Below are 13,796 nucleotides of genomic sequence, written 5' to 3'. Positions count from 1 at the left end.
CCTACCGGTAGATGAGGTACTGCTCGCGGTTCCGGCGGAACTCGGCGATCTCCTCGGACCAGGACCCGATGATCTCGTCGACGCCCGCACCCGCGTCCACCATGCTGCGGAGCCGGTCGGAACCGTAGAGCTTGTCGATGAAGTTGTCCTCGCGCCAGCCGAACAGATCGGAATGCGCGCGTTTCGCCGTCACGATCATGGCGATGCCCGTGCGAATCGGGTCGAACGCGTGCGGATCCGTGATGGCCAGTTGGACGCCACCGCATTGTTCGTCGGCGAATTTGCCGAACGTCGGCACGAAGTACAGTTCCCGGAACACCACTCCGGGCAGGTTCTGTTCCTGAAGTGCCTCACGCCACGTCCAGTCGACCCCGGGCGCGCCCGCGATCTCGAACGGATTCGTGGTGCCCCGGCCCTCGGAGAACACGGTTCCCTCGAACAGGCAGGTTCCCGGGTATGCCAACGCCGTGTTCGGCGTGGGCATGTTCGGGCTCGGCGGAGTCCAGACGAGGTTGGTTTCCGCGAACAGTTGATCGCGATTCCAGCCCTCGATCTCGACGACGTCCAGATTCTCCAGCTTCCCGCCGTCGTCGGGCAGGAATTCCTCGTTGAACAGTCGCGCGAGTTCGCCCGCCGTCATGCCGTGCTGCAACGGGACGGGCTTGAGGCCGACACCCGAGCTGTACTCCGGGTACAGCGTCGGCCCGAACGCGTCCCCACCGATGGGGTTCGGGCGGTCGAGCACGACGAACTCGGCGCCCGCCTTGGCGGCGGCGACCATGCCCTCGTACATGAACCAGATGTAGGTGTAGAAGCGCGAACCCACGTCGGCGATGTCGAACACCACGGTCTCGACCCGGGCCTTGCGGTACATGTCGGCCAGTTCGTCGGTCGTGGCGCCGTAGGCGTCGTACACCGGGATGCCGGTGCGCGGGTCGTCGTAGTCGCCCTCCGAACCGCCGGCCTGTGCACTGCCGCGGAAACCGTGCTCGGGGCCGAACGCCGCGACCGGGGTCATGCCCGCGGCCACCAGGGAGTCGACGATGTGGTCCGCGCCCGCCAGGACCCCTGTGGGGTTGGACAGGACGCCGAGCCGGCGTCCGGACAGGCGGCTCCAGCCGTCGGCGGCGAGGACGTCGGCCCCCGGCCGGACCGTGCGGCCCGGAGCCTGTGAGGTCGCGGGGGACGTCGTCGCCTGCGGGGCCGCGGCGGCCAGCGACCCCGAGGTGAGCAGGGGAGTCGCGAGGGCGCTCGCGCCCAGGAACGTGCGTCGGTTCAATGGCATGTCAGTCACCAGGTCAGCCCGTGGCCGAAGGGGTAAAGGGTCGTGTCGGGGTCATCGCCGGTCGGAATCATCACCGGCAACTTCCCTTGCGGCGCCTGCTGGCCGAGCAGCACCTTCGCGAGCGACGTCATGGTGACGTCGCGCCAGTCGTACGTGACGAGCCACGTCGGAACATCGGCATGGCCGGGGTCGTAGGGCTCCTGAACCGACACTGCCACGACATTCGGGTTGATCGCCATCAACTCGTGGAGCAGGTCACGTTGTGCCTGGTCAGTGGCCAGCCCGTTCGTCAGTACGACCACCGTGTCGGCGTCGCGCGCCGCGTCCGTGGCTTTCTTGATCGTCTCGGCGTCGGGCTCGGCACCCGTCGGCAGGGCGGTCGCCGCATCGCCGAGCTGCTCGGCGAGCGCGTCCACCGGTTCCGCGGGGTATCCCGGGTACTCGCTGTTGTTCCAGCCCGTGACGAGCACGTTCCCGGCGCCGGAGTCGTCCCGGGCCGCGTCGAGGGGCAGCAGACCGGCTTCGTTGCGCAGGACGGTCGGCGACTTGTCCGTCGCCGCCTGCATCTCGGCGCGGTTGTCGTCGGTGCCGACCTTGTCCTTCACCGCGCCCACGTTCACCATCGGCGCCTCCGGGATCCCGCGCTTCTGCTTGAGCTTCAGAATGCGCAGCACGCTCTCGTCGATGCGCTGCTCGGTGATCCGGCCGCTCTCGACGGCCTCGAGGATCGAGTCGATCGCGAGGTCGAGGTCCGGCGGCATGAGCATCTGGTCGACGCCCGCCTCGAGTGCCAGCACGGGGATCTCCGAATCGGGGTGCAGTTCGCGCACGCCCTGCATCTGGAGCGAGTCGGTGACGACGACGCCGTCGTAGCCGAGTTCCTCGCGCAGGAGGCCGGTCATGATCGGCTTCGACAGCGTGGCCGGGTTACCGGAGGGATCCAGGTTGGGGAACTGGATGTGCGCGGTCATGATCGAGTCGATGCCCGCGTCGATGGCGGCCTGGAACGGCGGCAGGTCGAGTTTGCGCCACTCCTCCTCGGTCCGGTCGATCACCGGCAGGTCGACGTGGCTGTCGGTGGAGGTGTCCCCGTGTCCGGGGAAGTGCTTGGCCGAGCTCGAGACGGTCTCGGTGGGCGTGCCCGAATCCTGGAAACCGTGGATCTGGGCGGCCACGAACTCGCTCGCGAGCTGCGGGTCGGAGGAGAACGACCGCGAACCGATGATCGGGTTCTCCGGGTTCGAGTTGACGTCGGCCGTCGGCGCGAAGTCCTGGTTGATGCCCATCGCGCGCAGTTCGGAACCGGTGATGGCCGCGGACCGTTCGGCGGCGGCGGTGTCCCGGGTCGCCCCGAAGGCCATCGCGCTGGGCTGTTCGGTGGCAGGCTCTCCCACGCGGGTGACCCGGCCGCCCTCCTGGTCGACCGACACGATGAGCGGCACGCCGGCTTCCGTCGACTGCGCGGCGCGCTGCAGTCCGTTGGACAGCTTCGCGACCTGGCGCGGCTGGTCGATGTTGTCGGTGCCGCTGTGGTTGAAGTAGATGACGCCGCCGGGCTGGTACTTGTCCACCACCTCGGCCGGCGTGCCGACGCCGTACTTCTCCTGGTTGCCCTCGTGGGTCTCGTTCGGCGCGTGGCCCCACACGTCGGCGACGAAGAGCTGACCCACCTTCTGCTCGAGGGTCAGGTTCTGCAACGTCTCCTCGGCCCACCCGGGCGAGCGCGGGTCGACCTGCTGCGGCGAACCGGCGGCGCCGGGAGCACGCGTGGGCGCCGGGTCGGCTCCGGCGGAGGCGCTGATACCTCCGGTCACGACGAGCAGACCGGTGAGCGTCGCAGCGGCATAACTGTTCCTCCTGCGCCGGGAAGCAGGTGATGTCACGAAATCCCTCCAGTGGGCCGGTGGCGGTGAGAAATCCACAAATACGCCAGCACCCGAAAGCTAAGCGAGCGGAGTAGGTCCGTCAACGGACGAACGTCGCGGGTCGCGCGAACGGACCGTTCGCGCCGGAATCAGGCGAAGATAGGCCGATCGAGGGACCCTGCCCGCGGCGCGAAAGGTCCATTCGTGACAGGGATTTTCGGCGCGGGGAGAGGGCCGTCAGGGCGGGAGGGATCGCGGAGCGCGCACATACAGGCGGGGCCCGTCGGCTGATACCGACGGGCCCCGCCTCGCGCGAGCGTCTGGGTGACCATGCTGCAACGTGTGTCGCATCTTTTGGGGTACTAGGCGTTCGGCGTCCCGTAACGCAGTCCCACGGCGACTAAGCCTCCCGCGGCATGCCGAGCGTGGGTACCCGGAGCCCGCGCACGGAGATCGAACGGGGTGGATCGGGCTTATCTTCGCCGGATCCCGGGCCGTCGCGACGTCCGCACCATCAGTGTGGCGCAGTGACGCCCGTCACTTCAAGGGTTTCTTCGGTCTTTCCGCGAGTGCACCGGTACAGATTCGTCTTCGGCCGCCCGGTTCCCCTGGAAACAGCGGTTTTCTGGCCATGTCAAGGAAAATCGGCCGCCGTGTGGGTGTTGACCCGGGGTCGGGACTATGGGTCAGTCGTCCTGCTTGCGCCGCCGGGACAGCCGCGACACCCCGTACGCCGTGGCGCCGGCGACGCCCACACCGACACCGATCCCGATGCCGAGACCCACCGCGACGGTCGCGGGCGAGGTCATGCGCGAACGGATCGACACCGGCTTGTCGAACGTGTGGATCTCCCAGCCGCGTTCGGTCGCGGTGCGGCGCAGGGGCCGGTCCGGGTTCACCGCGTGCGCGTGCCCGACCGCCTCGAGCAGCGGCAGGTCGGTGCTCGAATCGCTGTAGGCGTGGCAGTGCGCGAGGTCGTAGCCGCGTTCGGCGGCGAGCCGGTGGGCGGCCGTCGCCTTCGCCTCGCCGTAGCAGTAGAAGTCGATCTCTCCGGAGTAGCGGCCGTCCACGACGCTCATGCGCGTGCCGACGCTGTGGTCCACCTCGAGCATCTCCGCGATCGGGGTGACGACCTCCTCGCCGGCGGCCGACAGCACGATCACGTCGTGGCCCTGGGTCTTGTGCCCCGCGATGAGGGCCTCGGCCTCGGCGTAGACGAGCGGTGTCACGACATCGTGGAGCGTCTCGGCGACGATCGAACGCAGCTGCTCGACGTCCCATCCGGTGCACAGGGCGGAGATCTCGGCGCGCAGGCGTTCCGTGCGTTCCTCGTCGCGCCGGAGAGCCCGAAGACGAGCTGCGCGTAGGCGCTCTTCAGCGCGGCGCGGCGACTGATCATGCCCTCGCGCATCAGCGGCTTGCTGAACGCCAGCGCGCTCGACGACGCGATGATCGTCTTGTCGAGATCGAAGAACGCGGCGACACGTCCGGGCTGGGCGGGTTCGGGCTGGGTGGGACTGGGTTGGGCCACCTGTTCACCGTAGGCGATCGGCCCGAACCGGCCGGACCGGCACCGGATGGGCTCACCCGCGATCGGGCCGTTATCGAATTGCCTGTTCACGCGGTGTTTCGGCGCTGTCGGTGGAGCTATTCTGGAAGTGGTCCGGCAGTCCTACCGGACGCGGCTCGGCCCACCCCCGGCCGAGCTCGGCGGTCCCCGTACTCCTCCCCCTGGCGGGGACCGCCTCCCCCGAGTTATCCACATCGACCCAGTTGTCCACAGGTTGGCGAATTGGGTCTTCCTCGAATGCCGCGGGCGCCGCGAACGTGGATCCGTACCCGAACTTCGAGGGGGATCCAGTGGAATCGACAGCGGTATCGACAGGGCCGGCAGTTGTGGCGCCCGTGGGCTCTGTGCGCACCGGTGGCCCGCCGCGTGGACTCGTCGTCGCCGGCGACGGGCCGGTGCTCGACGAGATCACCCGGCACGCGGCGGCGGTCGAGTGCGAGCTGCGGGTCGTGCCCGATCTCGCGGCCGCCGCGGAGCACTGGCACGACGCCCCACTCGTCCTCGTCGACGAGGAGGTGGTCCCGGCGTCGCCGGGGATGCCGCGACGGGACGGCGTGTACGTGCTGTGCCGCGGAAAGCCGCCGGCCGGCCTGTATCGGCGGGTGGTCGGACTCGCGGTCGAGGACGTGGTGTCCCTGCCCGACACCGCGGGGACGCTGCTGGGTGTGCTCGCCGATCTCGCCGAGGCGCCGAGTCCCGATCGTGGTCGGGTCGTCGCGGTACTCGGCGGATGCGGCGGCGCCGGGGCGTCCGTGCTCGCGGCGGCCGTGACCGTCGGGGCCGCCCGGTCGGGAGCGCATCCGCTGCTCGTGGACTGTGACCCCCTCGGTGGCGGCATCGACCTGGTCCTCGGCAGCGAGACCGCCGACGGACTCCGCTGGCCCGACGTCCGCCTGCGGGCCGGCCGGGTCGCGATGTCCGCGCTCGACGAGGCGCTGCCCGCGGCCACACACGGCAATGGTCGCGTGGCCGTGTTGTCCTGCGACCGCGCCGGAAGCGGCCCCACACCGGAGGCCGCCGAGGCGGTCGTCGACGCCGGGGTGCGCGCCGGACGGCTGGTGGTCTGCGATCTGCCGCGGGACATCGGACCGTCCGGGCACCGCGTGGTAAGCGCGGCAGACCTCGTCGTGCTGGTCGTGCCCGCGCAGCTGCGGGCCTGCGTCGCGGCCGCGCGCGTGCTGCAGCGGTTGGGGCGGGCGACCTCGCGGGTCCGGGTGCTCGTGCGCGGGCCGTCTCCCGACGGTCTGGCCCCGCACGAGATCGCCGCTGCCGTCGGCGCACCGCTGCTGACGTGGACCCGCGCGGAGCGGCGCGTCGCGCGGGACGTCGAACGCGGCACGTTCTCCCTCCTCCGGCGGCGCAAGCTGGCCACCGCGGCCCGCGATGTTCTCCGTGCACTGGAGGGGGTTCCGGCATGACAGTCCACACAGGACAGGAGTCGACCGTGCATGCGCCGGGACTCGTGGAACGGGTGCGGCAACGCATCGCCGACACCGGGTCGGCCACCGATCCGCAGTCGGTCGCCGACGCCGTGCGCGCCGAAAGTTCCGGTGTCGCAGGACATCTGGACGTACTCGACGCACTCCGGCTGCTGCGACACGAGTTCGTCGGCGCGGGGCCGTTGGAGCCGCTGCTCGACGACGCATCGGTCACCGACGTGCTCGTGACCGCACCCGACGAGGTCTGGGTCGACGGATCGCACGGGCTCCGGCGCACCGAGGTGACCTTCGCCGACGAGGAGGCGGTGCGCCGGCTCGCCCAACGGCTCGCACTCGCCGCGGGCCGTCGGCTCGACGACGCACAGCCGTTCGTCGACGGCTGGCTGCCCGGCTCGGGTCCGCACGGCCGCGTTCGCATGCATGCGGTGCTGCCGCCGATCGCCACGGCCGGAACGTGCCTGTCCCTCCGGGTGCTGCGCCCGGCGGCGCACGATCTCCGGTCCCTGCGACGAAGTTCCACAGTGGACGACACCGGGCTCGCGGTGCTGGAGGCGATCATCGCCGCACGACTGGCGTTCCTCGTCAGCGGCGCGACGGGATCGGGCAAGACGACGTTACTGGCCGCGATGCTGGGCGGGGTTTCCCCGAAGGAACGCATCGTGAGTGTCGAGGACGCCGCGGAGCTCAAGCCGGTGCACCCGCAGCTGGTGAGCCTCGTCGCGCGTCCCGTCAACGTCGAGGCGCCGGTGAGGTGAGCATGCGCGACCTGGTCCGCGAGGCGCTGCGGATGCGACCCGACAGGATCGTCGTCGGCGAGGCGCGCGGTGCCGAGGTCGTGGAACTGCTGGGCGCCATGAACACCGGACACGACGGCGGTGCGGGCACGGTGCACGCCAACTCGCCCAGCGAGGTGCCCGCCCGGCTGGAGGCCCTCGCCGCGCTCGGCGGGCTGTCTCGCGGAGCACTGCACAGCCAGCTCGCGGCCGCGGTCCACGTCGTGCTGCACATGGCGCGCGATGCGGGCGGGCGCAGGCGGCTGACGGAGATCGGCGCCGTGCAACGGGGCGCCGACGGCGTGCAGGTCCGTGCCGTGTGGCGAGCCGACGGGTGGACCGGCGAGCGCGAGCTGCTGGCCGCGATGCTCCGTCCGCGGGGAGTCGAGCCGCCATGGTGACATCGTGGACCTCCTCGGTCGCGTGTTGTGGCATCGCGCTCATGCTGTGGCCGGGGCCGCAGGCGCGGATCCGGTTGGCGACTCTCGGCGGGCCCGGCGTCGTCGAACGGATCCGCGGCTGGCGGACCCGGCTCGGCCGGCGACGCGTGCGGGCCCTCGCGCTCGGCGCGGTGATGCTGGGCGTGACCCCGTGGACGGGTGCGGGCCCGGCGACGGCGGCCGTGTTGGTCGGCGCGGCGATCGCCGTGCACGTCCGCACGCGGCGGCGGTCGAGCCGCGACGTGCGGGCGATGGCGCGGACGGCGCAGACCCTCCGCGCGATGGCGGGCGACCTGCGGGCCGGTGCGCATCCGGCGCACGCCGCCGAAACCGCCGCGCAGGATGCCGACCCGGACGTCGCCGCCGTGCTGGCCGCCACCGCGGCGACCGCGCGACTCGGCGGCGAACCGGAACTCGTACGCAGCCGCGCACCCGACGTCGCAACGGATGCTGCCGTGGGAACCGCCGCCGGTGCTGTCGGCAGGACGACGTCGGACTCGTCTGCGTCGCATTCCGTGCCCGACCGGGAGACGGTGAGCGCAGCGGCGTTGCGGCGGCTCGCTGCCGCATGGTCGTTGGCGCGGCGGCACGGGCTGCCGCTCGCCGACGTCGTCGACGCGGTGCAGCGGGACGTCGAATCGCGGGCCCGGCTCGCCGCGCAACTCGACGCCCGGATGGCCGGCCCGCGGGCCAGCGCGCTCATGCTGGCCGCACTGCCGGTGTTGGGCGTACTGCTCGGCGAGGGCATGGGAGCCGCACCGTTGACGGTGTTGTCGACCACTGCCGCCGGTCAGGTGCTGTTCGTGGTCGGCGCCGGTCTGCTGCTCGCCGGTGTGGGCTGGACGGCCGCGATCACGGGACGGGTGACGCCCCGATGAGCGCGACCGTGTGCGCCGTGCTCGGCGCGGCCCTGCTGATCCTGCCGGCCACCCGCACCGCCCGATGGCGCGCGGTGTTCCCACCCGCGCGCGACGGGCCGATGTCGACCCGCCGGCCACTGCCACCGGTGTGGTGGCGACGGATCCGGCTCGGTGGGCGGAAGCCGCGGCCCGACCCGCTGCGCATGGCCGTCACGGGCGATCTGCTCGCCGCCTGCCTGCGCGCGGGAATGCCGGTGCCGACGGCGGTGCGTGCGGTCGCACCGACCGCGCAACCCGATGCCGCCGAGGCGCTGCGGGCGACAGCCGACCTGCTGACACTCGGCGCCGAACCACGGGAGGCATGGGAGCCCGCGCAGCGGTGCCCCGCGACGACGGAACTCGCGACCGCCGCCCGGCGGGCCGCCCGCTCCGGCAGTGCCCTCGCCGGCGTCGCCGAGGACCTCGCGACCCGCGCCCGCGCGACCGTGGGGGATGTCGCGGAGGCGCGGGCCCAACGGGCGGGCGTGCTCGTCGCCGGTCCGCTCGGGTTGTGCTTCCTGCCGGCCTTCCTGTGCCTCGGCATCGCACCCGTCGTCATCGGCCTCGCCGGCTCCCTGTCGGTCTTCTGACGAACCCTGTCTTCTGACGACCCGGAAACCGCGCAACACCACCACGTTCCAGCAGTACCCGGAAAGCAGCAATCCTCGGAAAGGACACAACGATGAACGTCTACGCAGCTCTGTCCCACGTCCTGGGTAGGTCCACAAGGGACGGTCGAATGGTCGGCGACGAGGGGATGTCGACCGCGGAATACGCCATCGGCACCCTCGCCGCGGCCGCACTCGCCGCCGTGCTCTACATGGTCGTCACCGGAGACTCCGTGGCCACCATGCTGGCGTCGGTCATCGAGAACGCACTGTCGGTGGACCTGTGATGTTCCGAAGACACGGGTCCGGACGCACACCCGAATCCCACGCGCTCGCGGGCGATCGCGGCGCCGTGACCTTGGAGGCGGCGATCACGTTCGGCACGCTCGTGGCCGTCGCCGGTCTGCTCGCGGGCGGGATCGCCGCGACGGTGGATCACCTGCGCTGTGTGGACGCCGCCGGCGAGGCCGCCCGCCTGTGGGCCCGCGGCGACGAGACGCACGCCCACGAGGCCGTGGGCCGCATCGCACCCGCCGGGGCGACGCTCACCGTCGACGACGACGCACCGGCATCGCCGTCCGCGTCGACGCCCCGGCGGCCGGCGGAATGCTGCCCGGCATCGACGTGTCCGCCGACGCCTACGCCGTTCCCGAACCCGGCCTCGAAGGCGAGGTGAACGCCGATGCCGGCGCCGAGAGAGCCGAGCGGAACGACAGCGCCGATCGCGCCGGTCGCGCCGACCGGGCCGAGGCGGCTACCGGCCGGTGACGACGGGGTCGCCACCGTGTGGGGTGCCGTGGCCGCGGCGGCGTTGTTCGCGCTCGCCGGGATGCTGTGGCTGCTCGGGCACGGCGCGGTGGTGCGGTCCGACGCGGCCAACGCCGCCGATCTCGCCGCCCTCGCCGCGGCCGGCAAGGCCGACCACGGAGTCGACGAGGCGTGCGCGACGGCCGAGACCGTCGCCGACCGGATGCGGGTGCGCCTCGTCGACTGCAGGTTGCGCCCACCGGGAGCGTCCGGCCCGGGCGCCCGCGATCCGGATACGCCCGATCCGGCATTGGGCACCGGGCCCGGCGCCGGCGCTCCCGATGCGCTGGTGCGGGTCGAGGCCGACCGGACGCCGTTGCTCGCGCCGTTCGGCGCGGTGACTGCCCGTGCACGAGCGGGACCGGTCGGTACCGCGCGGTGAGCGGTAAAACACCAGGTGGCGGCCTCGTCGAGGTGTGGTCGGACCGGCGGTCGCGGGTGGCCCGAGGGGCCCGCACAGGGCCACGGAGCGCGACGAACGGCATGCGGGCCGACGTTCACGGCCGATAACCGGCGGTCAAGTTTCGGCCCCGCCGTTGTGTCGATGCTCACTCGTCGCCCCGGAGGAGCCAGTTGTCGCGCGCCTCTGTCGCCGCGGCTGCAGGTTGCCGTTAAGTGAGGTCAGACGCCGCGAACGATGCGGCAGCACCAAACAGGAGGCTTGAGCAAGACATGGTGGACATGGAGTGGCCCGACGCGCTACGCGGCTCGTTCAGGATCGAGCTGCGCGCCGAGGCGATCAGCCTTGCCGAGCGAGGCTGGCCGATCCTCCCGGGCACGGTCCCGACGTCCGGCACGGACGCCGAGGACGTGACGGCAGTGGGCGCAGCGGGCGCAGTGAACTCGCCCCGCCCCGAGCCGTTGCACGCGGACTGGTCGGAGCGCCTCGGTGCGCACCCGCGGCAGATCGCGGCGTGGTTCACGGGCAAGCAGTGCAGTCTGCTCGTGGCCACCGGCACGATGGTCGACGCGATCGAGGTCGGTGACGAGCTCGGCCGCCGCGCGGCATCCCTGCTGCGCGGCACCGGACACCCGGCGCCGATCGTCGCGATGCCGAACGGGCGGTGGCTGTTCCTGACCACCTCCGCCGGCACCGTGCACCGGGCGCTCGCCGACCACGCGGACGTCACGTGGCACGGCGAGGGCAGCTACGTGCCGCTGCCGCCCACGCCCTACGGGCAGGGCGTCGTGCACTGGCGCGTGAAGCCGGCGATCTGGGGCTGGCGCCTGCCGTCCGCCTCGTCGGTGCACGAGGTGCTCGTGCGTGCGCTCCTCGGGGAGCACGCCGACACCCCGGCCGCCGCGGTCGCCGACCTCAACCCGCTCGATCAGCCCGCCACGGCCCCGTCCGTGGCATGAACCCCCACGTGACCGTGTTCGCCGTCGCTGCCGACCGCCCCGAGCACGATGTCGAGCACGGTCACCGCCCCCGCCTTGTCCAGCGGTTCGTTGCCATTCCCGCACTTCGGCGACTGAACGCAGGACGGGCACCCGGCCGGACACTCGCAGGAGACGATCGCCTCCCGCGTAGCGACCAGCCATGGGACGAGCGCGGCGAAGCCGCGGTCGGCGAACCCGGCCCCTCCGGGATGACCGTCATGCACGAACACCGTCGCCTCCCCGGTGTCCGCATGCAGAGCGGTCGACACCCCGCCGATGTCCCATCGGTCGCACGTAGCGAACAGCGGTAGCAGGCCGATCGCCGCGTGTTCGGCAGCATGCAGGGCGCCGGGTAGGCGCGCCGCCTCGACCCCGGCGCCACCCGGCGTCCTGCTGCAACTCCCGTCCCCACCGGACCCGTCCCCACCGGGCTCAGCCCCGCCGGGTTCGTTCCCACCGGACCCGTCCCCGGGCCACGTGACCGCGTCCAACAGGTCCTGGCCGATCGTGTACCAGACCGCCCTCGTACGCAGCTGCTCCTCCGGGAGATCCAGCGGCACCTGGTCGAGCACCTCGCCCGACGGCAACCTGCGCAGATAGCCCACGACCCGCGACGTGACCGCCACATCGCCCAGACCCACGGTGACCCCGCCGAACCGCTCCTTGCGGTGCGTCGCCAACACCTCGATGTCCACGACCTCCCGCGGCGAGGTGTTCCACTCCGGATCCTCCGCGTGCACGAACGCCACCCCGGCATCCAGATCCAGGTCGTCGACCACATAGGACGAACCCTGGTGCAGGTACACCGCACCCGGATGCACCGTGCCGCACGCCGCACCCGGATCGACCGTGCCGAGCATCCGCGACGTCTCCGCCTCGACCACCGCGACCTGCTCGCCACCCGAACCGCGAATGTCCACATCGAACTGCGGCCGGTCCCGCGCCGTCCAGTACCAACCGCTCGGCCGCCGCCGCAGCACGCCGTCGGCGACCAGCGACTCGAGGACCGCGCGCGCCTCGTCCCCGCCGAACACGTCGAGCTCGCCCGCCTTCACCGGCAACTCCGCCGCGGCACACGCCAGCTGCGGCGCCAGCACGTACGGGTTCGCCGGGTCCAGCACCGCCGTCTCCACCGGCCGGTCCAGCAACGCGTCCGGATGGTGCACCAGATACGTGTCCAGCGGATCGTCGCGCGCCACGAACACCACGAGCGCATCGTCACCCGCCCGCCCCGCGCGGCCCGACTGCTGCCAGAACGAGGCCAACGTCCCCGGGTAGCCGGCCAGCACGACCGAGTCCAAGCCCGAGATGTCGACGCCGAGCTCGAGCGCGTTCGTCGTCGCGACGCCCAACAGTCGCCGCTCCATCAGCTCCCGCTCGAGCTGCCGACGTTCCTCGGGAAGGAAGCCCGCCCGGTAGGCGCGACCGCGTCGGGCAGCGCAGGATCCACCTCGGCCAGGATGCGTTTCGCGCCGAGCGACGTCAGCTCCGCGCCGCGGCGGGAACGCACGAACGCCAACGTCCGCGCCCCCTCGATCACCAGCTCCGCGAGGATGCGCGCCGCCTCGGCGCCCGCCGACCGGCGGACCGGCGCACCGTTCTCACCCGTCAGATCGTCCAGCAGCGGCGGCTCCCACAGCGCCACCGTGCGCGGACCGCGCGGCGAGGCGTCCTCGGTGACCGCCGTGCACGGGCGGCCCGTCAACCGCTCGGCGAACTCGGCCGGATCGGCGGTCGTCGCGGACGCCAGGACGAACACCGGCTCGGCCCCGTAATGCCGGGCCACCCGCGAGAGTCGGCGCAGCAGCAACGCCACGTGCGAACCGAACACGCCGCGGTAGCTGTGGCACTCGTCGATCACGACGTAGCGGAGCTTGCGGAAGAACGCCGCCCAGCGCGCGTGCCCGCTGAGGATGCCGCGGTGCAGCATGTCCGGATTGCTGAACACCCAGCGACCGTGCTTGCGCACCCATTCGCGCTCCTCGCGCGGGGTGTCGCCGTCGTAGGACGCCGCGCGGACACCGTCGACGTCGAGCTCGGTGATCGATCGCAGCTGATCGGCGCCGAGCGCCTTCGTCGGCGCCAGGTACAGCGCGGTCGCCGACGGGTCGCCGGCGAGCGCCGACAGCACGGGCAGTTGGTAGACGAGCGATTTCCCGGACGCCGTGCCTGTGGCCACGATGACGTCGTCGCCGTCGGCCGCCGCCGACGCGCCGGCCGTCTGATGGGTCCACGGACGTTCGATCCCCGTCGCCCGGAACGCGGCGACGACCTCGTCCGGGACCCACGACGGCCAGTCGGTGACCTGTTCGGGACGTTCGGGCAGATCGGCGACGTGCGTGACCGGGTTGCGGTCGTCGGGGATGCCCGCGGTCGCGCGCGCGAGCAGCGTGCGCGCGCGGGTGTGCGAGGCGTCGTTCATCTGTTCGAGCATCGCACACGTCCGCCCGGGGGCGAAGGAGACCTGCGCGGCGCCGGCGAGGAGCCCGGAGACGCCGGCGAGGGGCCCCAATGTGTCCCGTCTGTCCGAAGATCACCCGATAGTGATCGGCGACACAGTCCTACGTCGGGTATTCGTCCCGCGACAGGGGTCCCGTGATCGACTCCAATACCAATAGACTCCGTCGAACAACGCAAAAAGTGGTGCACATCCCATGTCAGTGTCGACACAGTGGAGTTCGTGGACGGTTCGCGGCCTTCCGCCGTCGCCGCTGGCGTAGGCGACGTTTC

General features: G+C 71.8%; 9 protein-coding genes and 3 pseudogenes. 8 read left to right on the top strand and 4 right to left on the bottom strand.

Going from position 1 to position 13,796, the window contains the following annotated elements; genetic code table 11:
• Position 1 precedes the first annotated feature (1 nt).
• The 3 genes and pseudogenes from BJF85_RS03280 to BJF85_RS03270 all read right to left on the bottom strand — a co-directional run bounded on the left by BJF85_RS03280 (position 2) and on the right by BJF85_RS03270 (position 4,681).
• Positions 2–1,285 (bottom strand): exo-beta-N-acetylmuramidase NamZ domain-containing protein, encoded by a 1,284-nt coding sequence (locus tag BJF85_RS03280; RefSeq protein WP_075845732.1) that lies wholly within the window; start codon positions 1,283–1,285, stop codon positions 2–4.
• A 5-nt stretch (positions 1,286–1,290) separates the two neighbouring features.
• On the bottom strand, positions 1,291–3,168 hold the full coding sequence (locus BJF85_RS03275; protein WP_075845700.1) for a glycoside hydrolase family 3 protein: 1,878 nt from the start codon (positions 3,166–3,168) through the stop codon (positions 1,291–1,293).
• Positions 3,169–3,836: 668 nt separating this feature from the next.
• Positions 3,837–4,681 (bottom strand): annotated as a pseudogene (locus BJF85_RS03270) (HAD family hydrolase).
• Positions 4,682–5,064: 383 nt separating this feature from the next.
• On the opposite strand from BJF85_RS03270, the gene ssd reads away from it, so the two are divergent.
• From ssd to BJF85_RS03230, 8 genes and pseudogenes are all read left to right on the top strand, one after another.
• The gene (ssd, locus tag BJF85_RS03265) at positions 5,065–6,138 is read left to right on the top strand and encodes a septum site-determining protein Ssd (RefSeq protein WP_075845699.1); all 1,074 of its coding nucleotides are present in this window, start codon (positions 5,065–5,067) and stop codon (positions 6,136–6,138) included.
• Positions 6,135–7,333, top strand: a pseudogene (locus BJF85_RS03260) (TadA family conjugal transfer-associated ATPase). Before ssd ends, BJF85_RS03260 begins: the two are co-directional and overlap by 4 nt.
• A complete protein-coding gene (locus tag BJF85_RS03255) occupies positions 7,327–8,250 on the top strand; it encodes a type II secretion system F family protein (protein ID WP_075845698.1) in 924 nt (307 codons plus the stop codon). Before BJF85_RS03260 ends, BJF85_RS03255 begins: the two are co-directional and overlap by 7 nt.
• Positions 8,247–8,861 carry a type II secretion system F family protein gene (locus BJF85_RS03250; RefSeq protein WP_075845697.1) on the top strand — a complete coding sequence of 205 codons (615 nt, stop codon included), beginning with the start codon at positions 8,247–8,249 and terminating at the stop codon, positions 8,859–8,861. The genes BJF85_RS03255 and BJF85_RS03250 overlap by 4 nt, the downstream gene beginning before the upstream one ends.
• Positions 8,862–9,010: 149 nt before the next feature.
• Positions 9,011–9,166: a DUF4244 domain-containing protein gene (locus BJF85_RS03245; RefSeq protein WP_075845696.1), complete on the top strand. Its 156-nt coding sequence runs from the start codon at positions 9,011–9,013 to the stop codon at positions 9,164–9,166.
• Complete coding sequence (locus BJF85_RS03240; RefSeq protein ID WP_369822059.1) at positions 9,166–9,555, top strand: TadE family type IV pilus minor pilin; 390 nt, start codon at positions 9,166–9,168, stop codon at positions 9,553–9,555. Before BJF85_RS03245 ends, BJF85_RS03240 begins: the two co-directional genes overlap by 1 nt.
• Positions 9,556–9,561: 6 nt before the next feature.
• A complete protein-coding gene (locus BJF85_RS03235; RefSeq protein ID WP_083665878.1) occupies positions 9,562–10,068 on the top strand; it encodes an Rv3654c family TadE-like protein in 507 nt (168 codons plus the stop codon).
• Between the two features lie 290 nt (positions 10,069–10,358).
• Entirely contained in the window at positions 10,359–11,045 is a 687-nt protein-coding gene (locus tag BJF85_RS03230) for a bifunctional DNA primase/polymerase (protein WP_075845694.1), read from the top strand.
• On the opposite strand, the pseudogene BJF85_RS03225 reads toward BJF85_RS03230, so the two are convergent.
• Positions 11,015–13,488: pseudogene (locus BJF85_RS03225) on the bottom strand (DEAD/DEAH box helicase). The gene BJF85_RS03230 and the pseudogene BJF85_RS03225 overlap by 31 nt on opposite strands.
• Positions 13,489–13,796: the final 308 nt, after the last annotated feature.

This window comes from Saccharomonospora sp. CUA-673 (assembly GCF_001942305.1).
In the GTDB taxonomy this organism is placed as follows: Bacteria; Actinomycetota; Actinomycetes; order Mycobacteriales; family Pseudonocardiaceae; genus Prauserella.
Note: the sequence above shows the minus strand (reverse complement) of the source record. Positions and strands in the feature narration are given on the sequence as shown.